The sequence below is a fragment of the Cellulomonas sp. P1_G12_2 genome, from assembly GCF_056405535.1.
In genome coordinates this window covers 916,480-940,565 of the sequence record NZ_JBFUBX010000001.1, presented here as the reverse complement: position 1 = coordinate 940,565, position 24,086 = coordinate 916,480, and the positions used below count along the sequence as shown (strand labels likewise).

General features: G+C 73.4%; 21 protein-coding genes and 1 tRNA gene. 4 read left to right on the top strand and 18 right to left on the bottom strand.

The features are described from left to right. Positions 1 to 66: 66 nt before the first annotated feature. On the top strand, positions 67 to 1,254 hold the full coding sequence (locus AC1DXT_RS04570) for an LCP family protein (RefSeq protein WP_477060170.1): 1,188 nt from the start codon (positions 67 to 69) through the stop codon (positions 1,252 to 1,254). A 6-nt stretch (positions 1,255 to 1,260) separates the two neighbouring features. Here AC1DXT_RS04570 and AC1DXT_RS04565 read toward each other — a convergent pair whose 3' ends face one another. From AC1DXT_RS04565 to rsmI, 10 genes are all read right to left on the bottom strand, one after another. Then, positions 1,261 to 1,743 (bottom strand): SRPBCC domain-containing protein, encoded by a 483-nt coding sequence (locus AC1DXT_RS04565; RefSeq protein ID WP_477060169.1) that lies wholly within the window; start codon positions 1,741 to 1,743, stop codon positions 1,261 to 1,263. A 2-nt stretch (positions 1,744 to 1,745) separates the two neighbouring features. Continuing rightward, on the bottom strand, positions 1,746 to 2,084 hold the full coding sequence (locus AC1DXT_RS04560; protein ID WP_477060168.1) for an ArsR/SmtB family transcription factor: 339 nt from the start codon (positions 2,082 to 2,084) through the stop codon (positions 1,746 to 1,748). Positions 2,085 to 2,134: 50 nt separating this feature from the next. Further along, positions 2,135 to 3,073: a 4-(cytidine 5'-diphospho)-2-C-methyl-D-erythritol kinase gene (locus AC1DXT_RS04555; protein ID WP_477060167.1), complete on the bottom strand. Its 939-nt coding sequence runs from the start codon at positions 3,071 to 3,073 to the stop codon at positions 2,135 to 2,137. Beyond that, the gene (gene rsmA / locus AC1DXT_RS04550) at positions 3,070 to 4,017 is read right to left on the bottom strand and encodes a 16S rRNA (adenine(1518)-N(6)/adenine(1519)-N(6))-dimethyltransferase RsmA (RefSeq protein ID WP_477060166.1); all 948 of its coding nucleotides are present in this window, start codon (positions 4,015 to 4,017) and stop codon (positions 3,070 to 3,072) included. Before rsmA ends, AC1DXT_RS04555 begins: the two co-directional genes overlap by 4 nt. 68 nt (positions 4,018 to 4,085) lie before the next feature. Then, complete coding sequence (locus AC1DXT_RS04545) at positions 4,086 to 5,348, bottom strand: transglycosylase family protein (protein WP_477060165.1); 1,263 nt, start codon at positions 5,346 to 5,348, stop codon at positions 4,086 to 4,088. Positions 5,349 to 5,686: 338 nt separating this feature from the next. Continuing rightward, positions 5,687 to 6,823: an aggregation-promoting factor C-terminal-like domain-containing protein gene (locus AC1DXT_RS04540; protein WP_477060164.1), complete on the bottom strand. Its 1,137-nt coding sequence runs from the start codon at positions 6,821 to 6,823 to the stop codon at positions 5,687 to 5,689. Between the two features lie 208 nt (positions 6,824 to 7,031). Next, positions 7,032 to 7,985, bottom strand: coding sequence for a TatD family hydrolase (locus tag AC1DXT_RS04535; protein WP_477060163.1), 954 nt, complete (start codon positions 7,983 to 7,985; stop codon positions 7,032 to 7,034). Then, the gene (gene metG / locus AC1DXT_RS04530; RefSeq protein ID WP_477060162.1) at positions 7,985 to 9,778 is read right to left on the bottom strand and encodes a methionine--tRNA ligase; all 1,794 of its coding nucleotides are present in this window, start codon (positions 9,776 to 9,778) and stop codon (positions 7,985 to 7,987) included. The genes AC1DXT_RS04535 and metG overlap by 1 nt, the downstream gene beginning before the upstream one ends. A gap of 32 nt (positions 9,779 to 9,810) precedes the next feature. Next, entirely contained in the window at positions 9,811 to 10,944 is a 1,134-nt protein-coding gene (locus AC1DXT_RS04525; protein WP_477060161.1) for a PQQ-dependent sugar dehydrogenase, read from the bottom strand. An 81-nt stretch (positions 10,945 to 11,025) separates the two neighbouring features. After that, positions 11,026 to 11,907: a 16S rRNA (cytidine(1402)-2'-O)-methyltransferase gene (gene rsmI, locus AC1DXT_RS04520; RefSeq protein ID WP_477060160.1), complete on the bottom strand. Its 882-nt coding sequence runs from the start codon at positions 11,905 to 11,907 to the stop codon at positions 11,026 to 11,028. Between the two features lie 52 nt (positions 11,908 to 11,959). On the opposite strand from rsmI, the gene AC1DXT_RS04515 reads away from it, so the two are divergent. Beyond that, positions 11,960 to 13,687 (top strand): dolichyl-phosphate-mannose--protein mannosyltransferase, encoded by a 1,728-nt coding sequence (locus tag AC1DXT_RS04515; RefSeq protein ID WP_477060159.1) that lies wholly within the window; start codon positions 11,960 to 11,962, stop codon positions 13,685 to 13,687. Between the two features lie 4 nt (positions 13,688 to 13,691). Here the strand turns inward: AC1DXT_RS04515 and AC1DXT_RS04510 are convergent, their stop codons facing one another. Next, positions 13,692 to 15,161, bottom strand: coding sequence for a family 20 glycosylhydrolase (locus AC1DXT_RS04510; RefSeq protein ID WP_477060158.1), 1,470 nt, complete (start codon positions 15,159 to 15,161; stop codon positions 13,692 to 13,694). 59 nt (positions 15,162 to 15,220) lie between these two features. Then, positions 15,221 to 16,222: a bile acid:sodium symporter family protein gene (locus AC1DXT_RS04505; protein ID WP_477060157.1), complete on the bottom strand. Its 1,002-nt coding sequence runs from the start codon at positions 16,220 to 16,222 to the stop codon at positions 15,221 to 15,223. 100 nt (positions 16,223 to 16,322) lie between these two features. Here AC1DXT_RS04505 and AC1DXT_RS04500 point away from each other — a divergent pair, with 100 nt between their 5' ends. Beyond that, the gene (locus tag AC1DXT_RS04500; RefSeq protein WP_477060156.1) at positions 16,323 to 16,598 is read left to right on the top strand and encodes a GlsB/YeaQ/YmgE family stress response membrane protein; all 276 of its coding nucleotides are present in this window, start codon (positions 16,323 to 16,325) and stop codon (positions 16,596 to 16,598) included. A 68-nt stretch (positions 16,599 to 16,666) separates the two neighbouring features. Here the strand turns inward: AC1DXT_RS04500 and AC1DXT_RS04495 are convergent. The 5 genes from AC1DXT_RS04495 to galU form a co-directional block, all read right to left on the bottom strand. Then, positions 16,667 to 16,739 (bottom strand) — tRNA-Ala (locus AC1DXT_RS04495). A 54-nt stretch (positions 16,740 to 16,793) separates the two neighbouring features. After that, complete coding sequence (locus AC1DXT_RS04490) at positions 16,794 to 17,936, bottom strand: hypothetical protein (RefSeq protein WP_477060155.1); 1,143 nt, start codon at positions 17,934 to 17,936, stop codon at positions 16,794 to 16,796. Positions 17,937 to 17,999: 63 nt separating this feature from the next. Further along, on the bottom strand, positions 18,000 to 18,596 hold the full coding sequence (locus tag AC1DXT_RS04485; RefSeq protein WP_477060154.1) for a GNAT family N-acetyltransferase: 597 nt from the start codon (positions 18,594 to 18,596) through the stop codon (positions 18,000 to 18,002). Beyond that, positions 18,596 to 19,834, bottom strand: coding sequence for a molybdopterin molybdotransferase MoeA (locus AC1DXT_RS04480; protein WP_477060153.1), 1,239 nt, complete (start codon positions 19,832 to 19,834; stop codon positions 18,596 to 18,598). The genes AC1DXT_RS04485 and AC1DXT_RS04480 overlap by 1 nt, the downstream gene beginning before the upstream one ends. 26 nt (positions 19,835 to 19,860) lie before the next feature. Then, the gene (galU, locus tag AC1DXT_RS04475; RefSeq protein ID WP_477060152.1) at positions 19,861 to 20,763 is read right to left on the bottom strand and encodes a UTP--glucose-1-phosphate uridylyltransferase GalU; all 903 of its coding nucleotides are present in this window, start codon (positions 20,761 to 20,763) and stop codon (positions 19,861 to 19,863) included. Between the two features lie 119 nt (positions 20,764 to 20,882). Here galU and AC1DXT_RS04470 point away from each other — a divergent pair, with 119 nt between their 5' ends. After that, the gene (locus AC1DXT_RS04470) at positions 20,883 to 21,521 is read left to right on the top strand and encodes a 5-formyltetrahydrofolate cyclo-ligase (RefSeq protein WP_477060151.1); all 639 of its coding nucleotides are present in this window, start codon (positions 20,883 to 20,885) and stop codon (positions 21,519 to 21,521) included. Here the strand turns inward: AC1DXT_RS04470 and AC1DXT_RS04465 are convergent. Then, the gene (locus AC1DXT_RS04465) at positions 21,511 to 24,078 is read right to left on the bottom strand and encodes a penicillin acylase family protein (RefSeq protein ID WP_477060150.1); all 2,568 of its coding nucleotides are present in this window, start codon (positions 24,076 to 24,078) and stop codon (positions 21,511 to 21,513) included. The two genes, AC1DXT_RS04470 and AC1DXT_RS04465, sit on opposite strands and share 11 nt — an antisense overlap. Positions 24,079 to 24,086: the final 8 nt, after the last annotated feature.

Sequence of the window (24,086 nt, the reverse complement as noted above, 5' to 3'; positions counted from 1 at the left end):
CACCCGCACAGGTCCTCCACGCAGACCGCCGGTACCGCCACTGACCTGCGCACTAGCGTCCGGAGCATGACGCAGCACGCGCGTGCCCACGGGCGGACCTGGCCCCGGGCGGTCGGCCTCGCAGCCGTCGGCGTCCTGGCGTTCGGCGTCGCCGGCGCAGCCGCGGTCTACCTAGAGCTCCAGTCGAACATCGGTGAGGTCGACCTGACCGGCCTCGTGGGCGACGACAGTGCGCGGCCCGAGGTGACGGAGCCGCCGCCCGGGGACGCCCGCGCGGGATCGCCCGTGAACCTGCTGATCATCGGGTCCGACGACCGCAGCGGCGAGAACGGCACGATCGGCGGTGCGGAGGAGGGGATGCAGTCCGACACGACGATCGTCGCGCACGTGGCGGCGGACCGGTCCCGCGTCGAGCTGGTCTCCATCCCGCGGGACCTGCTGGCCGACCGGCCGTCGTGCACGATGTCGGACGGCAGCACGACGCCGGCACGCGAGGCCCGGCAGTTCAACGAGGCGTTCCGGATCGGCTGGGACCACGGCCACGACGTCCGGTCCGCGTCGGCGTGCACGTGGAAGACGGTGGAGAGCCTCACGGGGGTGCGCCTGGACGGTCTGGTGCTCGTGGACTTCGTCGGTCTGCGCGACATGGTCGACGCGATCGGCGGCGTCCCCATGTGCCTGGCGACGGACCTCGACGACCCCGAGTACACCGGCCTGCACGTCAAGGCCGGCCCGCAGGTGTTCGACGGCCCCACAGCCGTGCAGTTCGCCCGGGCCCGGCACAACATCGGCGACGGGTCCGACACCGGACGGATCGAGCGCCAGCAGGACCTCATGGCGGCCATGGTCCGCTCGGTGCTCAGTCGCGACGTGCTGACCAGCCCGACCGCCCTGTTCCAGTTCGCGCAGGCCGCGACCGGCTCGCTGACGGCGAGCACGGGGTTCCGGGACCTCACCGACCTCACCGGGTTCGGGCTCTCGCTGCGCGGCGTGCAGGCGGACCGGATCGTGTTCGTCTCGATGCCCACCGTCGCGTCGACCAGGCAGCGCTACCGGGTCGAGGCCACCGCCGAGGCGGCACAGCTGTGGGCCCGGGTCGCGGCCGACCAGCCGGTGGCCGAGGCCCCGGCGACCGACGACGCGCCACCGGCGGACCCCGCAGCCCCGGCTACCCCGCCCCCGACCGTCGAGACCCCCTGGACCCCGCCGGGCGACGTGCTCACCTCGGCGGACGACTCGTCCACCTGCGCCTGACCGGCGTCAGCCCGCGAGGTACTCCGCGAGGGTGTCGAAGATGCCCTGGAAGCCTGCCTCGCGCTGGCTGCCGTCCTCCTGGCCGTCCAGGAACACGCCCTGCTCGGTGTACGTGAGGCGGGTGCCGCCCTCGACGGCGGTGAGCTCCGTCGTGGTCAGGGACGTGGACAGGTGCGTGCCGCCCACCCACATGTCGTAGGTGGAGACGATCCGTGCGCGCTCGACGATGTCGGTGTAGGTGGCGACGTACCGGCTGGTGGGGCCGTCGTGCCACTGCCCGTCCTGCACCGCCTGGCCGCCCACGCGGAAGTCCTCGGAGGCCTCGGTCTCGGTGAAGCCGGGGTCGGAGCCGAACCACCGGGCGTGCTGCTCCGGGTCGGCGAACGCGTCCCACACCCGGTCGAGAGGCGCGTCGAACGTGCGGTCGACGACGAAGGTCGCGTGGGCGACGGTGCTGGTCGCGGTGGTGTCGGTGGACTCCGTGGTCATGGTCAGGCTCCTGTCGTCGAGGTGTCGGTGGCGAGGAAGTCGCCGAGCCGGTCGAGCCGGCGCTCTGCCGGGAGTCGTTGGCGGCCCATCCACTCCCCGGCGCCGGTGAGGGCGTCGGGGGCGAGCTGGACCGTGCGGACGCGGCCGATCTTGTGCGAGGTGACGATGCCGGCGTCCTCGAGCACCGCGAGGTGCTGGTGCACGGCCGGGAGCGACATCGCGAACGGTGCGGCGAGCCCGCTGACCGAGACCGGGCCGCGCACCAGCCGTTCGACCATCGCGCGGCGGGTCGCGTCGGACAGGGCCTTGAAGACCTTGTCCAGCTCGCCATGGTTAAGCATGTACTTAAGTATTGCCGCGAGCCCGCAGATGTCAAGGGGGCAGGACGAGGTCAGTCGGTCGAGCTGACCACGCGTGCGCCGGCGACCGGGCCGGAGGCGGTCAGCACGCGGTCCGCGACGCCCGAGGCCGTGAACGCGGCCGCGAGGACGAGCGCGTGCTGGCGGCTGCGGCCGAGGGCGGCGACCGTGGGCCCGGAGCCGGACACGACCACGCCGAGCGCCCCGGCGTCCTGCGCGACCGCGAGCGGCTCGGCGAGGCCCGGGTCGAGCTCGAGCGCCGCCATCTGCAGGTCGTTGTGCAGCGCGGCACCGAGCGCGCGAGGGTCCCCCGCCCGCAGCGCCTGCATCAGGGGCACGTCGTCCTCCGGGTCGGGCACGATCGCACCCGCGTGCAGGTCGTCGAAGGCGGCGTACACCGCGGCGGTCGACAACCCGCGGTCCTGCACCGCGAACGCCCAGTGGAACTCGCCCCGGCTGAGCGCGGCCGTCAGCAGGTGGCCGCGGCCCGACCCGACCGCCGTGTGGCCGGCGAGCGAGAACGGCACGTCCGACCCCAGCTGGGCCGCGAGGTCGAGCAGGTCGTCCCGGCTGAGCCCGGTGCGCCACAGGGCGTCGCACGCCACCAGCGTGGCGGCCGCGTCCGCCGAGCCGCCCGCCATGCCCCCCGCGACCGGCACGCCCTTGGTCAGGTGGAGGTGGACGCCGTCGTCGATGCCGGCGTGCTCGGCGAGCAGGTCCGCCGCGCGCAGGGCGAGGTTGGTCCCGTCCGTGGGCACCAGCTCGGCCTGCGGGCCGCTCACGGAGAGCGTGCGGCCCTCGGACGAGGTGGCGACGACCTCCTCGAACACCGACACGGCCTGGAAGATCGTCGACACCGGGTGGTACCCGTCGTCCTCCCGCGGGCCGACCCGCAGCGAGAGGTTGACCTTCCCGGGCGCGCGGACCCTGACCTCGTGATCGGGCAGCGGGGCCACGGGGGTCAGCGTCACGGCTCCACTGTGCCAGGTCGGGCGCCGCCCGGCCCGAGGGGCCCGAGGTGCTCGGCGATGCGCGCGAACCCGGCGATGTCCACCCGTTCGCCGCGAGCCTGCGGGTCCACACCGGCCGCCTGCAGCGCCGCCACGGCCGCATCGGCCGAGCCGGCCAGGGTCGACAGCGCGGACCGGAGCATCTTGCGGCGCTGTGCGAACGCGGCGTCGACCACGGCGAACACCGCCTCCCGCGACGCGTCGGTGGCGGGCGGCTCGCGGCGGTCGAAGCGGACCAGCGCCGAGTCCACGTTGGGGGCGGGCCAGAAGACCGTGCGTCCGACCGTGGCGGTGCGGCGGGCCGACGCGTACCAGGCCGCCTTGGCGGACGGCACGCCGTAGGTGCGGCTGCCGGGGGGCGCGGCGAGGCGGTCGGCCACCTCGGCCTGCACCATCACGAGCACCCGTTCGAGGGAGTCGAACCGCTCGAGGAACGTGAGCAGGACGGGGACCGAGACGTTGTACGGCAGGTTGGCGACGAGGGCCACGGGCGGCGGCCCGGGCAGCTCGTGCAGGTCCAGGGCGTCGGACAGCACGATGGTCAGACGGTCCCGGCCGGCCTCGTCGCGCAGCACCACCGGCTCGTCGTCGGCACCGTCGTGGATGGTCAGCCCGGGCACGTGGCGGGCGACCGTGCCGGGCAGGAGCCGGGCGAGCGTGGGGTCGATCTCCACGGCGACGACGTCGGCACCGGCCTCGAGAAGCCCCAGGGTCAGCGATCCCAGGCCGGGGCCGACCTCGACCACGCGGTCCCCCTCGGCGACGTCGGCCTGCCGCACGATCTTGCGTACGGTGCCGCCGTCGAGGACGAAGTTCTGGCCGAGGGCCTTGGTCGGGCGCACGCCCGCGCGCTCGGCGAGCTCGCGGATCTCCGCAGGCCCGAGCAGCGTGGTGGTGGTCGGCATGCGCACGAGCCTAGGCGAGCACGACGAGACCCCCGCCCAGGAGGCCTGGACGGGGGTCTCGCGTGTGATCAGCTGAAGAGGTTCTTCCCGCAGACCGGCCACTGACCGGCGCCCGAGCGGTTGTAGAGCATCTTGGCGCGGGCGGTCTGCTCGTCCGGCGAGGCCGCCGAGGGGAGCCCCGCGCCGCCGACGCCCTTCCACGTGGACAGGGAGAACTGGTACAGGCCGTAGTAGAGGCCGTTCGACGACACGATGGTGGGGTTGCCACCGGACTCGCAGCGCGCCAGGGCCGCCCAGTTGAGGGAGTCGGCACTGCCGCCGGCGGCAACCGGCGTGCCGGTCGCGGCGGGCGCCGCCGCGGTGGGGGTCTTGACGACGACCGGACGCTTCTTGGTGCCGACGCTGAGGACCTCGTCGACCGGGACCTGCGTGACGGCGTCGGAGACGGTGACGCGGCCGGACTCGACCCCGTCCACCGTGGTGACGCGCTCGACGAGCGTGCGGACGCCGGGCACGCCGGCCGTCAGCGTGCGCTTCTGGTCGGTGTAGCGCGAGGCGTCCTGCTGCGTGGTCGACGCGAACGCGACCTCGTGCGTGGTCGTGACGTCCTGCACGGCCACACGGTTGACGACCACCTGGACGCGCCCGGTGTCGCTCTGCACCACCGAGACGCGGTCCAGCGGGTTCAGCGTGATGCCCAGCTCGCCGAGCACCTGCGCGACGCGGGCGTCGGCGTCCGGGACGGCGAGCGTGGTGCCGTCGACCAGGACGTCGGCCGGGCCGTGCAGCGCCAGGTCCAGGGACAGCTCCGGGCGACCGCCGGCGGCGGACCGGGACGCGACGAGGGCCACGGCCTGACCGCGCGCGGCGAGCGAGTCGAGCGCCTCGTCGGCGGACAACGCGGTCGTCCACACGGACGTCTCCTGGCCGTCGATGCTGACCGCCACCTGGTGCGCGTGGCGCACGACGATCTCGGCGCCCTCGGGCAGCGCGCCCGTCAGGCTCACCTCGTCCCGGGCTCCGACGACCACACCCTGGTCCTCCAGGAGCCCGTCGACCGAGCCGGCGAACGTGCTGAGGTTCGTGATCTGGCCGTCGACGTCGAGCGACACCGACTTCTGCGCGTGCGCGAACGCTGCCGAGCCGCCCGCGAGGACGAGCGCGACCGCCGCGGCGGTGATCGGGAGGATGCGTGTCCGACCGGACCGCTGGTCCGTCGGGGAGAGCTCGTCCGGGGTGTCAGGCTCGGACGTGGCGCGGGATCGCGCGGACAGACCAGGGATCAGGGTCGAGAACTGCACGGGGCTCCAGCCGTCGAGGTGCCCGGGCACGGGGTGCGGAGCGTGCCGCTAGCGGCACCCGACGGTGGGCCTCTGGTTCGAAGCTCTGCGGACACCCGGAGGGGGGTGGCTCCCGTCGGTCCCGGATCCCCGATCCGGCCGTCACGGCGGCCCGCCTGGAGCGGGCGCCGACCACCCGGCAGGAAGGACAGCGGCACAGGTGGGCCACCGTCCAGATCGCCGAGCGTGACCGACCGTAACCGGATCGTGACCGAAACGCCAGGCGCGCCTCCCGCGCGATGCGCTAGAAGCGTGGCCCGTTCAGCCGTTCTCGCACGTCAGCGGCGTGAGCACCGTCACAGGGGCAATTGCCCCCGGAGGCGGACAGATCAGTACCAGCCCTTGGCCTGGCTGTGCGCGTAGGCACCGCACGGATCGCCGTAGCGGCCGCCGATGTAGTTCAGTCCCCAGGTGATCTGGGTGGCCGGGTTGGTCCGCCAGTCGTCGGCCACCGTCGCCATCTTGGTGCCCGGCAGAGCCTGCGGGATGCCGTAGGCGCCCGACGACTTGTTCTCGGCGTTCACCCGCCAGCCGCTCTCCTTGTTCCAGAGCGCGAGCAGGCACGCGAACTGGTCGTCGCCCCACCCGCGGGCCGCCGCCATCTCCTTGCCGAGCGCCTGCGCGGTGCCCGGCTCGACCGCAACCACGGACGGGTCCGGAAGCTCGGCCGTGCCGACCTTCGTGATCTGCGTGACGGGCGCGACCGTGACCACCGAGGCGATCGGCGTGCGGCCGGTGACGACGCCGCCGACCACCTGCAGCTCGTACGTCGTGGTGCGGACGCCGGCCTTGCCCTTCGTCGCGATGACCGTGTTGCCCTTGACCATCCCCGGGTCCTCGACCTCCTGGGACTCGAACGGCATGGCCTCGGTCACGGTCTCGCCGCCGGTGCTCGCGCGGGTCACCAGGACCACGAGCCCGTCGACCGCGGTGGCGTCGAGGGAGACCGACACCTGGTCGCCGTCGCCCAGCACGAGGCCGATGTCGCGCAGCGAGTCGCGGACCGTGGCAGCGCTGCTCACGCCGTCGATGACCTGGCCGTCGACCACGAGGTGCAGGGTCTTGAGCGTCGAGACGCGCAGGGTGTCGCGGCCGAGCGACGCGGACCGGGACGCCGACAGGCGCACGTCGTCGCCGCGCAGGCCGAGTCCGTCGACCGCCTCGCCGACCGTCAGCGCCGTGGTCCACACCGAGCGCTCGGAACCGTCGACCTCGACCGCCAGCTCCCGCCCGTGCCGGACGACGATCTGGCCGGACCGCGCGATGGGCTGGTCGACGGCGGGGGCGACGAGGTCGCGATCCCCCACCTCGATCTCCGCGCTGGCGAGCATGTCGCCGACCGTGCGACCGAACGCCTCGACCTCGACCGAGGTCCCGTCGACGTCGACCGTGACCGTCTTGTGCAGGACCGCGAACGCGCTGGTCGCTGCGGCGACGACGGCGAGCACGGCCGCCTGGGCCACCACGCGCGCGGCACGTCGACCACGGAGTCCGCGACGCTGGGTCGCACGCTCCTGATCGGGCCTCACGCGGTGGGTCCTCTCGACACAAAGGATGCGTCCGTCCTGGACGCAGGTCCGACCGTAACCGATCCGTGACCGAGGCGGTAACCCGAGGTCCGGCCTCCGGGCCCGGGATCACCCGACTGTCCGCCGACAGACCGGGTCAAACCGCTCACCACGAGCCGTAGACGGCCTCGGACGTGGCCGCGAGCGCGGTGCACACGTCTTCGAGAGACCGGCCGGTCACCTCCGCGACCGTCCGGACCGTCCCGGGCAGCAGGTAGGGCGCGTTCGGGCGGCCGCGGAACGGGTGCACGGTCAGGTAGGGCGCATCGGTCTCGACCAGCAGCTGCGACGGCGGGACCTCGCGCAGGGCGGCGCGCAGCTCGTCGTTGGCGCCGAACGAGACCGGACCGGCGAACGACAGGTACCAGCCGTGCGAGACCGCCAGGCGCGCCAGCGACGCGTCGCCCGAGAAGCAGTGGAAGACCGTGCGGTCCGGGGCACCGTCGGCCAGGAGCACCTCCACGACCTCGTCGTGCGCGTCTCGGTCGTGGATCTGCAGCGCGAGGCCCAGCTCCTTGGCCAGCGCGATGTGGGTGCGGAACGCCTCGCGCTGCACCTCACGCCCCTGGGGACCGGCGCGGAAGTGGTCGAGGCCGGTCTCGCCGATCGCGCGGATACGGGGGTTGGCGCGCGCGACGAGCTCGACGAGGTGGAAAGCCTCCTGGAAGCGCCCCATCGCTGCGAGGTCGTCAGGGTGCTCGGGCAGCTTCCCGTCGGGCGCGATCTCGCGGACACCCTCGTGCAGGACGGCCTCGTTCGGGTGGATCGCCACCGCCCCGAGCAGCTCGGGGTGCTCCTGCACAACCGCGTGGGTCCACCGGATCGCCTCGACGTCGCACCCGACCTGCACCATGCGCGTCACGCCGACCGCCGCCGCCCGCGCCAGGTGCGCAGCCAAGTCGGCCGAAGGACCGTCGACCGCCGTGCCGTCGTCATCGCGGGTCCAGCCGGGCGCTTCCCACGTCACCACCGAGTCGAGGTGCGTGTGGTTGTCGACGACCGCGAACGGCAGCGGCTCGGGCGGCGCGGGCCAGCCGCGCTCCCCCTTCGACCTCGCCATCACGCCTGGCGCAGCCGCTCGAGCTCCTCCTCGACGATCGAGTCGTCGAGCTTGGTGAACACCGGCACCGGCTTGGCCACGGGGGTGCCCGGCACCACCTGCTCGGAGCGCCACGGCGCGACCGTGCGGCCGAGCTCGTAGTCGCCCGTGATGATCGGGTAGTGGCGCGAGTCGTCGTCCAGGTCGGTGACCTCGTCGATGCGCGGCAGCGGCGAGAACGTCCCCGTGCGCCCGAACGTCTCGTGCACCTGCTGGGCCGAGTGCGGCAGGAACGGCGACAGCAGCGTGTTGGCGTCGCTGACCGCCTGCGCGGCCGTGTGCAGCACCGTGCCCAGGCGGTCGCGGTCCTGCGTCAGCTTCCACGGCTCGGTCTCGGAGATGTACCGGTTGGCCTCCTGGACCACGCGCATCGCCTCGCTGACCGCGGCCCGGTTGCGGTGGGTGCCGAGCAGCTCGCCGACCTTGCCGAAGCCCGCCGACGTCGTCGCGAGGAGGCCCTGGTCCACCGGCTGCAGCTCGCCCGGCGTCGGGATCTCGCCGAAGTTCTTGGCGATCATGCTCGCGGTCCGGTTGACCAGGTTGCCCCAGCCGGCCACCAGCTCGGAGTTGGTGCGCGTCTTGAAGTCCGCCCACGTGAAGTCCGAGTCCTGGTTCTCCGGCCCGGCGACCGACAGGAAGTACCGCAGCGCGTCCGGCTGGTACCGGGACAGGACGTCGCGCACGTAGATGACGACGCCGCGCGACGAGCTGAACTGCTTGCCCTCCATGGTGAGGAACTCGCTCGACACCACCTCGGTCGGCAGGTTCAGGGTGCCGAACTGCCCCGGCGAGCCGCCCTTCGTCCCGCGACCGTCGTAGGCCAGCAGCTCGGCCGGCCAGATCTGCGAGTGGAACGTGATGTTGTCCTTGCCCATGAAGTAGTAGCTCAGGGCCTCGGGGTCGTTCCAGAACGGGCGCCACGCGTCCGGGTCGCCCTTGCGGCGCGCCCACTCGATCGACGCCGACAGGTACCCGATGACCGCGTCGAACCACACGTACAGGCGCTTGTTCGGGTTCTCCTCCCACCCGGGCAGCGGCACCGGGATGCCCCAGTCGATGTCCCGGGACATGGCCCGCGGGCGCAGGTCGTCGATGAGGTTGAGCGAGAAGTTCAGGACGTTGGGCCGCCAGTCGGTCCGCGTCTTCAGCCACGCCTCCAGGGCGCTCGCGAACGCCGGCAGGTCCAGGAAGAAGTGGTTCGACTCGACGAACTTCGGCGTCTCACCGTTGATCCGGCTGTGCGGGTTGATCAGGTCGATCGCGTCCAGCTGGTTGCCGCAGTTGTCGCACTGGTCGCCGCGCGCGCCGTCGTACCCGCAGATCGGGCAGGTGCCCTCCACGTACCGGTCCGGCAGGGTGCGGCCGGTGCTCGGCGAGATGGCGCCCATGGTCGACTGCTCGATCATGTAGCCGTTCTTGTGCACCGTGCGGAACATCTCCTGCACGACCGCGTAGTGGTTGCGCGTCGTCGTGCGCGTGAACAGGTCGTACGACAGGCCCAGGTTGGTCAGGTCCTCGACGATCACGCGGTTGTACCGGTCCGCCAGCTCCTGCGGGCTCACACCCTCCTGCTCGGCGAGCACCAGGATCGGCGTCCCGTGCTCGTCGGTGCCGGAGACCATGAGCACCTCGTTGCCCGCCATCCGCATGTACCGGCTGAAGATGTCGGAGGGGACACCGAAGCCGGCGACGTGACCGATGTGGCGGGGGCCGTTCGCGTAGGGCCACGCGACGGCCGAGAGGATGCGAGACATGCGCCGATCCTAGGTGAGCGGCGCGACGGCTTTCAGTCGACCACCACGCGCAGGATGCGGTCGTCCCCCGGGCGGATGCTGCCGCGGCCGTCGGTGTTCCCCGTGACCACCCACAGTGACCCGTCCGGGGCGGGCTCGACCGCACGCAGCCGGCCGCGCTCGCCGTCGAGCAGCGCGTGCGGGGTGCCGACGCCGTCGTCGGTCAGCGGGACCCGCCACAGCCGCTCGCCGCGCAGCCCGGCCAGGTAGACGGCGTCGGCAGTGACGGCGAGGCCGCTCGGCGACGCGTCGTCGGTCCCCCACACCGCCACGGGCGCCACGAAACCGGAGCCGTCGCCCATCCCCTCGACCTCCGGCCAGCCGTAGTTGCCGCCCGGCTCGATCAGGTTGAGCTCGTCCCACGTGTTCTGGCCGAACTCCGAGGCGAACATCCGCCCGTCGGGCGCCCAGCCGAGCCCCTGCACGTTGCGGTGCCCGAGGCTCCACACCGGCGAGTCCTCGTCCGGGTTGCCGGGGGCAGGGTCGCCGTCGGCGGTGATGCGCAGGATCTTGCCGTTGAGGCCGTCCGGGTCCTGAGCCGAGGGCGGGTCGCCCGCGTCGCCGGTGGTCACGTACAGGTACCCGTCGGGCCCGACGGCGAGCCGGCCGCCGTCGTGGTTGCCGGCCTTGGCGATGCCGGTGAGGATCGGGCGCAGCTCGCCCAGGGTCGACCCGTCGAGCGTCCCCCGCAGGACCCGGTTGTCGTTGGCTGCGGTGGCGTACAGGGCCAGATCCACTGCGCCGTCCGACGACCCGAGCACGGCGACCCCCAGCAGCCCGCCCTCCCCGCCGGGGACGACGACGTCGGCGAGCTCGTCGGCACCCGGACCGGTCACGTCCGTCGCCGCACCGTCCGGCCCGACGAGGACCAGCCGCGCGGCGTCCCGCAACGTGACGACGGCCCGCTCGTCCGGCAGGAACGCGATCCCCCAGGGGACGGCGAGGTCCCCGACGATGTCGTCGACCTCGCTCACCTGACCGGTGGGCGGGCTCGACGCCGACGGGCTCGCGGAGCTGGCCAGGCTCGGCGTGGTCGTCGGGTCCGGGCTCTCCGCCGGGGACGTGCAGCCCGCGAGCGCCACGACGGCTGCTGCCAGCCCGACCCACGCCGTCCGTCGCACAGTCATGCCTCAGCCGATCACGCAGCGGGCAGCCGCGCACTCCGGGATCGCCCTGACCAGCCGTTCGGCGGTGGTCCTCGACCCAGGTCAGCCGGGCGTCGCTGCCGACCGGGACGGCTTCGCCGCCAGCGCGGCCGCGTACAGGTCACGCTTCGGGACGCCGGCCGCGGTCGCCACCTCGGCGACCGCGTCCTTCAGTCGCTCGCCGCTGTCCGCGCGGGACAGCACCTCGGCCACGAGGTCCGCGGTCGACAGCTCCACCGCCTTCAGCGCCCCGCCGACCACCACGACGATCTCCCCGCGCACCTGGTCGGCGGACGCCCAGGCGACGAGGTCCGCGAGTGGTCCCCGCACGATCTCCTCGTACGTCTTGGTCAGCTCGCGGCACACCGCGGCGGGACGGTCGCCGCCGAACGCGTCGGCCATCGCGGCCAGCGTGTCGTCGAGCCGGTGCGGCGCCTCGAAGAAGACCATCGTGCGGCGCTCGTCGGCGAGCAGCTCGAACGCCCGCGCGCGCTCCCCGGGCTTGCGCGGGGGGAAGCCCTCGAAGCAGAACCGGTCGGTGGGCAGTCCCGAGAGCGCGAGGGCGGTCAGCACGGCGCTCGGTCCCGGCGCGGCCGTGACCGGGAGGCCCGCGGCCACGGCGGCGCCCACCACCCGGAACCCCGGGTCGGAGACGGCGGGCATGCCGGCGTCGGTCACGACGACCACGGTTCCCCCGCCGGCGACGACCGCGAGGACCTCCGCGGAGCGCTCGACCTCGTTGTGCTCGTGGAAGCTGAGCACGCGACCGCCGATCTCGACGCCCAGTCGCGCCGCCAGCGCGCGGAGCCGTCGGGTGTCCTCGGCGGCGACCACGTCGGCCTCCGCGAGCAGCCGGCGCAGGTGCGCGGACGCGTCCTCCGTGTTGCCGATCGGCGTCGCAGCCAGCACGAGGCGGCCGGGGGTCTGCTGCTCTGCGGGGCTCACGCGGTCAGCCTGCCACCTCCCACAGCACAGTCGTCGCCCCTACGATGACCGCGTGCCGCCCCTCGACGACGACGCCTCGACCCTGACCGCCCGTCGGGGAGACGCCGCCCCCACCCAGGATCCCGACGAGCTCGGCGCTCCTGAGGAGCTGGTTCCCCCGGGGGAGCCGCGCGAGGTCGAGGGGCCGGTGGAGTCGCACCACCGCCGGTTGCTGCGGCGGCTGGTCGGCGACGACTCGCTCGCCCTGGACGCCACCCCCGGCGCGCGCCTGACGGGCTGGCTGTGGCCGCTCGCGGTGACGGCGCTCGCGGCGGTGCTGCGGTTCTGGGACCTCGGACGCCCGCACCACCTCGTGTTCGACGAGACGTACTACGTCAAGGACGCGTTCTCGCTGCTGGTCAACGGCTTCGAGGCCACCTGGGGCGAGGAGCCCAACCCGGCGTTCGAGGCCGGCGACACCAGCGGCCTGACCACGACGGGCTCCTACGTGGTGCACCCGCAGGTGGGCAAGTGGCTGATCGCGCTCGGGATCCACGTCGGCGGCGGGGTCGGCAGCTCGGCGGCGTGGCGGCTGGCGGCGGCGGTCTGCGGGGTGCTGGCGGTCCTCATGGTGGCGCGCATCGGCCGGCGGCTGTTCGCGTCCACCGCGCTGGGCACCCTGGCCGGCCTGCTGATGGCGGTCGACGGCGAGGCGATCGTGATGTCGCGGATCAGCCTGCTCGACCCGTTCCTCATGTTCTTCGTGCTGGCCGCGTTCGGCGCGCTGCTGCTGGACCGCGACCAGGCCCGACGACGCCTGGCGGACCGGACCGCCCGGATCCTCGACGCCGGAGACGACCTCGGCGACGGCCCGCGGCTCGGCATCCGCTGGTGGCGCCTCGCCGCGGCCGTGCTGCTCGGGCTCGCGCTGGGCACCAAGTGGTCCGCGATGTACTTCCTCGCGGTGTTCGGGCTGCTCAGCGTGGCGTGGGACCTCACCGCCCGCCGCGGCATCGGGGTGCGGCACTGGTGGCGCGCCGGGATCCTCAAGGACGGGGTCGTCGCCGGGATCTCGATGGTCGGCATCGCGGTCGTCGTGTACGTCGGCTCGTGGTGGTCGTGGTTCGCGCACCGGGGGGCCTACGGCCGGCTGTGGGCCGAGCAGAACCCGGACCTGGGCGTCCAGTGGCTGCCGCCCGCGCTGCGCTCGTTCTGGAAGTACCACCAGGACATGTGGGCGTTCCACAACGGCCTGGAGACGCCGCACTCCTACGCGGCGCACCCGCTGGGCTGGATCGTGCAGTGGCGGCCGACGTCGTTCTGGTACCCGACGGAGGTCTCCGGGCTGACCGGACAGGCGGCCCAGGACGCGTGCGGTGCGGACAGCTGCTCGCAGGCGATCGTCGCGCTCGGCAACCCGGTGCTCTGGTGGTGCGCCGCAGCGGCAGTCCTGGTGGCGGCGGTCTGGCTGTTCCGGTACCGGGACTGGAGGGCGGGCGCCGTGCTGTCCGGCATCGTCGCCGGCTGGCTGCCCTGGTTCGCCTACGCGCACCGCACGATCTTCACGTTCTACTCGATCGCGTTCACGCCCTGGGTGGTGCTCACCCTGGTCTACGTCATCGGCCTGGTGGTCGGGCCGAAGTACGTCGACGAGCGCGGCCGGCGCTGGGCGATCGTGGGGTGCGGAGTGCTCGTGGCCCTGATCCTCGGGGTCAGCGCGTTCTTCTACCCGGTCTGGACGGCGTGGATCGTGCCCTACGACTTCTGGCACTCGCACATGTGGCTGCAGACCTGGGTCTAGCCGCTCAGCGCTGCGGCCAGTCCACCTGCGGGCTTGCGTACCAGGACAGCCCGAGGCGGTCCCAGAACGGCGCCTGCTGCGCGACCCGCGTGCGGAAGTCCTCCCAGTCGCGCCGCTCGGGCGCCGACCAGGCCACCTCCGCGATCGCCGCCAACCGGGGCAGGAGCATCTGCGTGAGGGCGGGCAGGTCGCGCAGCGTCTCGGTCCAGATCGCCGCCTCGACGCCGATCACCGCGTCCGCCGGCACCCCCTCGACGAGCGTCGACGGCTCCCAGTCGTAGGCGTCGCGCAGCTCGATGTGACCCGCCCACTCCAGGCCCAGCTCGGTGCTCGCGTCGTACTTCATGTCGAGGTAGGCCTTCGACCCGGGAGACATGAGCAGCAGCGCGCCCGCCTGGGCCGCCGCGACGAACGGCGCCGCGTCCACCCGCGTGTCCCAGTACTGCACGACCGTGCCGGGCTCCAGCGGGGTGTGCGCGATCTCCTGCCAGCCGACCACCTTCTTGCCGGCGGCCCGGACCGCGGCGGACGCGGCTGCGACGAGCGTGGCGTACTCGTCGGCCTCCATGGTGAGCACCTCGTCGCCGCCGATGTGCACGTAGTCGCCCGGCGTCATCGCGGCGACGTCACCGAACACGTCGGTGAGGAAGGCGCCCGTGGCGGGCAGGTCCGCGTGGAGCCGGCTGAACCCGACCTCGATGCCGGTGTACGTGTCGGTCGGCTCGCCGGACGGGGTGAGCTCCCCGTACGCGTGGGTGGCGGCGTTGACGTGACCGGGGACGTCGATCTCCGGCACCACCCGCACCCCTCTGGCCGCGCCGAAGCCGACGATGTCGGCGAAGTCCTCCGCCGAGTAGAAGCCGCCCGGGTCGCCGTCGACCGACGTGCTGCTGGACAGCCGGGTGAGCAGCGGACGCGACGGCACCTGGAGCCGCCACCCCTGGTCGTCGGTGAGGTGCAGGTGCAGGACGTTCAGCTTGTAGTGCGCCATCACGCCGATGACGACCTTGAGGTCCGAGACGGTGACGAAGTGCCGCGCGACGTCGATCGACAGGCCGCGCCAGTCATAGCGCGGCGAGTCCTCGATGCGCACCGCGGGCACCCGCAGGACGCCCCCGGGCGCGGACACGATCAGCTGGCGCAGCGTGACGATGGCGCGGACGAGGCCGGCGGTGGTGCGGGCCTCGAGGTCGATGCGGCCGTTCCGCGAGATCAGGCGGTACGCCTCGTCGCCCGGCGGCAACGACTCCACGAGCCGCAGGCGCACGATGTCGGACGCGCCGCTCTCGGCGTACCGCACCTCGACGGCCCGTCCGCCCACGCGGCCGAGCAGGTCGGCGACCAGCACCGCGATGCCGATCAGGTCAGGGCGGCCGTCGGCGACCACGGTGGTCGCCTCGGTCAGGACGAACGGGGCGTCCCCGGTCCGCTCCAGCACAGCGGGCTGCGGGATGACGGCGATCACGTCGGGCACGGGGCTCCTCGGCGGGGACGGGCGGTGGACGACCCTGATCGAATCGTTCCGGGGAGACGCTACTCGACCTGCGCGGCGAGGCGGCGCGCGAGCACCGCGCACGTTGCCAGCTGCAGCTGGTGGAACGCGATGACGGGCAGCGCGACGCTGGCCGCGAGCACGGGGTCGAACAGGACGGCGGCCATCGGCAGGCCCGTGGCCAGGCTCTTCTTCGACCCGCACATGAGCAGCGCGATGCGGTCGCCGCGCTCGAGCGAGAGCCACCGTCCGCTGTTCCACGTGAGCAGGAGCATCGCCGCGAGCATCACCGCGCACACCACGAGCAGGACCACGAGGGCCACCCAGGTGACGTGCGACCACGCACCCGACACGGTCGCCTCGCTCACCGACGTGTACGCGACGAGCACGAGGGTGCTGCGGTCGGTGACCCGGGTGAGCTGCGGCCGGGCACGCAGCCACGGGCCGATCCAGCGCTGCACCAGCTGCCCGAGCGCGAACGGCAGCAGCAGCTGCAGCAGGATCCCGCCGACGTTGCTCCCCGACACCGCGGCGGTGCGGACCATGAGGAGCGCGACGAGCAGCGGCGTGAGCACGATGCCGACGACGTTCGAGATCGTGGCGCCGGTGATCGCGCCCGCCACGTTGCCGCGCGCGATCGACGTGAACACGACCGACGACTGCACGGTCGACGGCAGCAGCGACAGGTACAGCAGCCCGGTCTTGAGCTCGGGCGAGACGACCGCGTCGGGCAGCAGCTGGACCAGCAGGCCCAGGACGGGGAACGCCACGTACGTGGACGCGAGCATCGACCCCTGCAGCCGCCAGTTGCGCAGCCCGGCCCAGACGTCGCCGGTGGCCATGCGCGCGCCGTACAGGAAGAACAGGACGATGATCGCCGCCGTCCGGACCCCGTCCAGGACGTCCGCGACGGCACCCTGGGCCGGCAGCAGGAGCCCCAGCAGCAGGGCCGCCAGGATCATCACGACCAGCGGGTCGATCCAGGACCGGACCCGGTTCCAGCGGCTCTGTGCAGCGATTCGGGCGGGCACGACAGAAGGCACGGCGACAGTGTGCCACCGCGCTCAGCGCGCGGATCCGACGGATCCCCCCTAGATTCATCGGTCGTACCCGATAGAACCCCTCGAAGTCAAGGAGTTCCACATGACACCCGAAGGCATCATCTCCGCCATCATCATCGGCGCCGTGATCGGCATCCTGGGCCGTCTCCTCGTGCGCGGCCGTCAGCGCATCTCGCTCCTGCTGACCATCGTGATCGGGATCGTCGCCGCCCTGATCGGCACCTACCTGGCGTCGCTGGTCGGCGTCCAGGACACCGCCGGCGTCGACTGGATCGAGCTGCTGTTCCAGGTGGTGCTCGCCGCGATCGGTGTGGCCGCCGTCTCGGGCAACCGCAGCCGCCGCCGCAGCCTGCTCTGAGCCTGCGCGCACACCCCCGTACACGACGAAGGCGGCCTCCCGATGGGGGGCCGCCTTCGTGCTGCGGGTGGAGCTGAGGGGATTCGAACCCCTGACCTTCTCATTGCGAACGAGACGCGCTACCAACTGCGCCACAGCCCCGCGAGCGGGCTAAAGACTAACACCAGCGCCCGGTGGATCGCGAAATCCGGCGGGTCACTCCCCGGCGACGCGACGCTTGGCCAGGACCGCGTTGAGGTCGATGCTGCCGGTCGTCTCGACGGGGGGCTCGAGCGGCGTGCGCTCGGCGTCGGCGGGGTTCTCGACGTCGGCGGTGCGGGCGGCGGTCGACCCCTCGAGGTTCTCCAGCGGGACCGGCTCACGACGCGGCGCGGACGCCTTCATCGTGTAGGTGGGGCGCGGGACGGGCACGGGCGACCAGGCCTCGTCGTCCGCGGAGCCGGACTCTGCGGTGCGGTCGCTCACCGAGCGGCGGACCACGGGAACCTGGCCGGTGGACGCGTGCCGCGCGGGGCCCTCGGACTCGCCCTTGTCCTCGACGATGCGCGCGAACACCTCGGTGCTGGCGTCGGACGGGTGGACGGCGCGGCCGGTGACGAAGGGCATGGGCGCCTCGAGCGGAGCGACCTCCGCAGGGGCTGCCGCGGGCTTGGCGGTGGGCTTGGCGGTGGGCTTGGCGGTGGGCGCGGTGCGGGACGCGGTGGCCACCGCGCGCATCGCACCCGTGCGAGGACCGGAGGCCACCCGGCGCTCGTCGGCGATCTTCTGCGCCCAGGCCTCGTCGGCCTCCCGCCCGGCCAGGACCGCACGGCGGCCGAGCACGAGGACGGAGCCGAGCAGGACCGTGGGCACGGCTCCCGCGACCCAGGTGACCAGCGGGTTCAGCCCGACGAGAGTCCAGCCGACCACGGTCGCGACGACCAGGAGCCCGGCCAGGAGCGCGCGACGGCGCGCGGCGGCGCCACGACGGGCGACCGAGGCCGCTCTCGCGGCACGTGCCTGCGCAGCGCGGCGCGCCGCGTCGGTGGTCATCCGGTCCTGGGTGCCGTGCGGTCGGTCCACGGTGGTGCCTCCTGTCGCGCTCCCGGTGGCCACCGGGAGCCCCTTGCCCGGGGTCAGCAGCCCCGCGGTACTGCTCGCCGTCGGCCCGCACTCCGCGGACGAGGCCTCCTGGCGGATGCGCCGGTCGCTCACCGCGACCACGCGCAGCGCCTCGGAGAACCGGTCGTCCGCCCGGGACTCGAGCAGCTGCTGCCGGTGCCGCAGCTTGTGCGGTACCAGATATGCCACCCACAGGCCGACCAGCGCGAGCGCGACCGGTCCTGCGAGATCGTTCACGTCACGACGGTAGGCGTCCCGACCGCGCCCACCCGGGACCAGCGCGGCGTGTCGGCCTCTGCGTCACCCGTTCCGGGCTCGCCACCGCTCCAGCAGCCCACCCGGCACGTCCTCGACCGTGAGCGCGAACGAGCGGTGGTCGCACCAGCGGTCCTGGATGTGCAGGTACCGCTCGCGCAGCCCCTCGTCCCGGAACCCCAGCTTCTCGACGACCCGCAGCGACGGCCCGTTCTCCGGGCGAATGTTGATCTCCACCCGGTGCAGGCCGAGCGCGTTGAAGCAGTGGTCGGTGGCCAGCGCGACGGCCGTGGGCGTGACGCCCAGCCCGGCGACGTGCTCGGACACCCAGTAGCCGACCGCCGCGGACCTCAGCGACCCGTAGGTGATCGACGACACGGTCAGCTGCCCGACGAGCCGACCGTCGAGGTCGATGGCGAACGGCAGGGTCACGCCGGCGCGCGCCTGCGAGGACAGCGACCGCACGAAGGTGCCGAACGACGGCCGGGGGCCGGTGACCGGCACCGGGCTCGTGGCGTCCCAGGGCTCCAGCCACGCGGCGTTCTGCGCCCGCAGCGCCATCCACGTGTCCTGGTCGCGCCGGCGCAGGGGGCGCAGCCGGACGTTCCCCTCGACCAGGACCGCGGGCCACCCGGCCGCCATCAGCCCTCCAGGACCAGGCAGTGGACCACCTGTCCGGGGTGCACGGTCAGGTCCTGCTCGCCGACGACAGCGAGCGCGTTGGCGTGCGCGAGGGCGCTCACCGTGGGGGCCGAGGGGTCTCCGAGCGGCGTCACGCGGTAGCCCTCGTCGGGCGAGCCCAGCACCGTGGCCGGCACGAACTGGCGCAGCCCCGGCGGCGAGACCCAGCCCTCGGCGACCTCGGCGGCGACCGAGGGGCGGAACAGCTCGGCGTGCCCGGCCATGGCCCGCAGCGCCGGCCGGACGAACACCTCGAACGACACCTGCGCGGCGACCGGGTGGCCCTGCAGCGCGAAGATCGGCACGGACTTGTCGCTGGCCAGGTCGTCGGCCACGGTGCCGAACCCGTGCCGCTGGCCGGGCGTCATCGCGATCTGGTCCAGCCGGACGCTGCCCATCGGGGCCAGCACGTCCTTGACCGTGTCGTGCGTCAGCTCGGACAGCCCGCCCGTGATGACGATGAGGTCGGCGCGCACCAGCTGGTCCTCGATGGCCTCGCGCAGGATCGCGCGGTCGTCGCCGAGGATGCCGACCCGCACGGCGGCCGCCCCGGCGTCGCGGACCGCCGCCTCGAGCGCGTGCCCGTCCGCCTCGAAGACCTCGGCCCCCGTGCGGTCCGCGTGGGTGCCCGGCTCGATCAGCTCGTCGCCGACCGACAGCAGCACCACGCGGGGCGTCGGGTGGACGCGCAGCCGTCCCCGGCCCATCGCGGCGGCCAGAGCCAGCTGCCGGGCGCCGAGCCGGGTGCCCGCCTCGAGCACCACGTCGCCCGCACGCACGTCGGAGGCCGCCGCGCGCACGTGCTGGCCGGCGATGGCCGGACGCTGCATGGCGACCCGAGCGGTCCCGCGGTCGGTCTCCTCCAGGGGCACGACGGCGTCGGCACCCAGCGGCAGCGGCGCGCCGGACGCGATGCGGACCGCGGTGCCGGGCACCAGCCGCAGCGGGCCGCCGGAACCCGGGCGGACGTCGTGCGCGACGGGGAGCGCCTGCGCGCTGGCGTACCCCGCGCCGGCCGTCTCGTGCGCGGCCACGGCGTACCCGTCGCGCGCCGCCACCGCGAGGGCGGGCAGGTCGTGCGTCGCCGTGACGTCGGCCGCGAGGATGCAGCCGACAGCGTCGCGCAGCACGACGTCGAGCGGTGCGACCGGTCCGACGGCGGCCAGCACGGCCGCGAGGTGATCCTGGACCGATCTCATGCGCGCATTCTGCCCCGCCCGGGGGGTCAGTCGGTGAGGGTCTGCGCGAACTCGCCCAACCACGTGCGGAAGTCGGGGCCCAGATCGGGGCGGTCGACCGCGATCTGGACGACGGCCTTGAGGTAGTCGAGCCGGTCGCCGGTGTCGTAGCGCCGTCCGCGGAACACGACGCCGTAGACGCCGCCGCCCTCGCTCGCCGGCAGGCCCGCCAGCGTGGCCAGCGCGTCGGTCAGCTGGATCTCGCCGCCGCGGCCGGGGGCGGTGCTCTCGAGCACCTCGAACACCRCGGGGTGCAGGACGTAGCGCCCGATGATGGCGAGGTTGCTGGGCGCCTCGTCCGCGGGGGGCTTCTCGACGAGCCCGGTGATCTTCACCTGGTCCACGTCCGCCGCGCCGTCGAACGCCTCGACGGCGGCGCACCCGTACATCGAGATCTGCGCCGGGGGCACCTCGAGGAGGGCGATGACCGACCCGCCCGTGCGCTCCTGCAGCGCGAGCATGGTGCTCAGCAGCTCGTCGCGCTCGTCGATCAGGTCGTCACCGAGCAGGACGGCGAACGGCTCGTGCCCGACGTGGTGCTTGGCCTGGAGCACGGCGTGGCCGAGGCCCTTCGGCTGGCCCTGGCGGACGAAGTGCACGTGGCCGAGGTCGGTGGACTCGCGGACCTTGGCGAGCCGTTCGAGGTCACCCTTCGCCTCCAGCGCCGCCTCGAGCTCGGGCACGGCGTCGAAGTGGTCGGCGAGGGTGCGCTTGGAGCGGCCCGTGATGAGCAGGACGTCGTCGAGCCCGGCCCGTACGGCCTCCTCGACGACGTACTGGATGGCCGGCTTGTCGACGACCGGGAGCATCTCCTTGGGAGTCGACTTCGTGGCGGGCAGGAACCTGGTCCCGAGGCCCGCGGCGGGGATGACTGCCTTGTGGATGGTCATGTCCGGACGATAGCCGCGGGTGCGGGCGGTGCGCAGTGGCGTCCGTCACCACCTGGACGAGGAGACAAGTCATACCCCGGTCGGTCGTGGGCGGCCTCCGGGTTTGCGACACTGGTCCCATGAGCAGCGTCGCCCAGCCGTATCCGCGCGTGTCCGAGGGAGACGAGGTCGAGGACGTCAAGGAGCGGCTCCGCGTAGCCATCCGCAATGCCCGCAAGATCCGCTCCGTGCGCCTCCGCGAGGCAGCCGCCCAGCAGCTCGCCGACGTGGTCCTCACCATCCCCGCCGTCGCCGACGCCTCCTGCGTCTCCGTCTACGCCGCGCGGGCCACCGAGCCCGGCACCGGTCCCCTCCTCGAGGCCCTGGCGGCCCGCGGCGTCCGCCTGCTCATGCCCGTGCTGGGCAGCGGCCTGCAGCGCGACTGGGCCGAGTACTCCGGTGCCGACGACCTGCGCGAGCGCGCCCCCGGCCGTCCCCCGGAGCCGGGCGGCCCCACCCTCGGTGCGGCGGCGCTGGCGGAGGCCGACGTCGTCATCGCCCCGGCGCTGGCCGTCGACACCACCGGCGCGCGGCTCGGTCAGGGTGGCGGCTGGTACGACCGGGCGCTGGAGCACATCCGGCCCGGTGCCCCCGTCATCGCCCTCGTCTTCCCCGAGGAGCTCTACGACGCCGACACGCGCCCGCTGCCCCGCGAGCGGCACGACCGGCTGGTCGACGCCGTGGCGACGCCCGAGGAGTGGCACCGCATCACGGAGTGAGCGTCAGCCTGTCCCGGGCGTCCGCCTCGGTGGCGACCTGGGTGAACGGCCACGGGAACGTCTCCCCGCGGGACCACGGGCCCAGCTGGTCGGCGTAGTGCACGCTCGCCGGGTGCCCCGAGGTGCCGGTGAAGGTCACCCACGTCGAGGCGTCGAGGTCTCCGAGGTCGACGACCATGCGCATGGACGGCGCGGCGGTCACCCCGAACGACTCGGAGCTGGCGTCCCAGGCGGTGGCGTTCACGATCGAGGACCCGCCGCCCACCGCGACCGGGTCGGGGTTGACCAGGTTGCGGATCGCGCCGGGCAGTGACGCACCACCCAGCACCGGGTGCTCCGGCGCTGCGGTGTGCACCAGGCCCCACCGCCAGTCGGACGCGTCGCGGCCCAGCTGCGCGGTGAGCTGACGACGCGCCTCGACCATCGCGCGGGTCAGCACCTCGTCGCGGCCCTCGACGACACCTGCCGTCGTCTTGTCGTCCCACCACGGTGACGCCGGCTCCTCGAGCAGGCGCCGGACCACCTCCAGCCAGCGCGACCCCCCGTTCGGGCCGTAGCCGTCCGGCAGGTCGTCTGCGAACGCGGACGAGAGCACGTCGACCCACACGGCCGCGAAGTAGGCCGCCGCGGCCGAGTCGGACGACTGCACCCGGTCCCACGTGCGGAGCAGCTCCTGGCCGTCGTCGTAGAACGAGTCGTCGATGTCGAGGGTGAGCAGGACCGGGACCAGCACGTCCGCGAACGGGCTGTGCTCGTCACTCTGGATCCTGCCCATGTCCGCCACGTCGACCTTGTCGTCGGTGGTCGCCGCCGTGAGCAGGGTGCGGATCCGCTGCGCGCGGTAGCCGTAGTCCCAGTCGTCCGTGAGGAACGGGCCCACACCGGCGGGGGTGACCGCCTGGTTGGCCGTCACGATGAACCCCTCGACCGGGTCGAGCGCGCGCGGCATGGCGGCCGCGTCGACGAAGCCCTGCCAGTCGTACCGGCTGTCCCAGCCCGGCCGCGGCCACGTGCCGTCGGACGGGACCGGGCCGTCGGAGACGTTCGCGCGGACGGGGATCCGCCCGGGTGCCTGGTAGCCGATGTGGCCGTCCGTCGTCGCGAAGACGATGTTCTGCGAGGGCACGTCGAACAGCGCGGCGGCCGCCTGGATGTCGGCGGCGGACCGCGCGACGTTGATCGCCAGCACGGCGTCCATGGTCCGGCCCGGCTGCAGGGCGGTCCACGCGAGCGCGACCTCGAAGGTCCGGCCGGGAGCACCCTCGGGCACGGGGGCGGTGCCGACGCCCACGAGGTCCAGCACGTCGGACACCAGCGGGCCGTGCACGGACTCCCGCACGGTCAGCCGCACGTCCTCGCCGCCGTTGACCTTGATGACCTCGGTGCGCTCCGCGATCGGTGCCGACGCGCCGTCGAGCCGGGTCGTGTCCTCGTCGACCCGCTCGAGGACGAAGTCGGTGACGTCGGCGCCCAGGTTGGTCAGACCCCACGCGAGCGAGGCGTTGTGCCCGATGACCACGCCCGGCATGCCGGCGAACGCGAACCCGGAGACGTCGTACGGGCACGCGGCGGAGACGTCGTCGCACCGCAGGCCGATCTGCTCCCAGATGCCCGGCGCCGAGATGCCGAGGTGCGGGTCGTTGGCCAGCAGGGGCTTGCCCGACTCGGTGAGGGCGCCCGAGACCACCCACGAGTTCGAGCCCACGCCCTCGCCGTCGCCCATGAGGTGCGGCACCGCCGCGAGCGCCGCGGACGCCGACGCCATCGCGTCCTGGAGGTCCGCGCTGTCGAGGTCGAGCGTGGTGGTCCTGGACGCCGCCTGCTCCACCGCGGTGACGGGCAGGTCCGCTGCGGTGAGGATCGGCAGGTTGAGGTCCTGCGGGTAGGTGGGGAAGAGCTCGTCGACGCGGGCCACGTCACCGATGGTCGAGTACGAGGCCGCGCGCTCCAGCTCGGCGTCGTAGTTGCCCCGCAGGTCCCAGGCCATCGCCTTGAGCCACGCGAGCGAGTCGATCGGGTCCCACTCCTCCGGCGCCGGGACGTCCACCTGCAGGCCGAGGACGCTGTACTCGACGGCAACAGCGCCGGGGTCGCGGTCGGCGAGGTAGTCGTTGACCCCGTCGGCGTAGGCCTGCAGGGCGTCACGCGTGGCGGGCTGGAGGAGGTCCCACTCCTGCTGGGCCACGCGGCGCCAGCCGAAGGTCCGGATCACCTTGTCGGCCGCGAGCGCGTCCTCGTTCTCCCCCACCAGCTCCGACAGCCGGCCGGAGGTCACGTGCCGGCGGTAGTCCATCTCGAAGAAGCGGTCCTGCGCGGCGACGTAGCCCTGGGCGCGGAAGAGGTCCCGCGAGGTCGTCGCCGTGATCGTCGGGACGCCGCGGTCGTCGCGGGTCACCGTGACGTCCGCGTCGAGGCCCGTGAGCTCCTTCTCGCCGGAGACCTCCGGGAGCGGGCGCCGCACCACGATCACGGCGGTCACCATGACGGCGACGAGCGCGACGACGACCACCGCGGCGACGGTGACCAGGGAGACACGGAGGAGGCGACGACGAGACACGCTTCGGA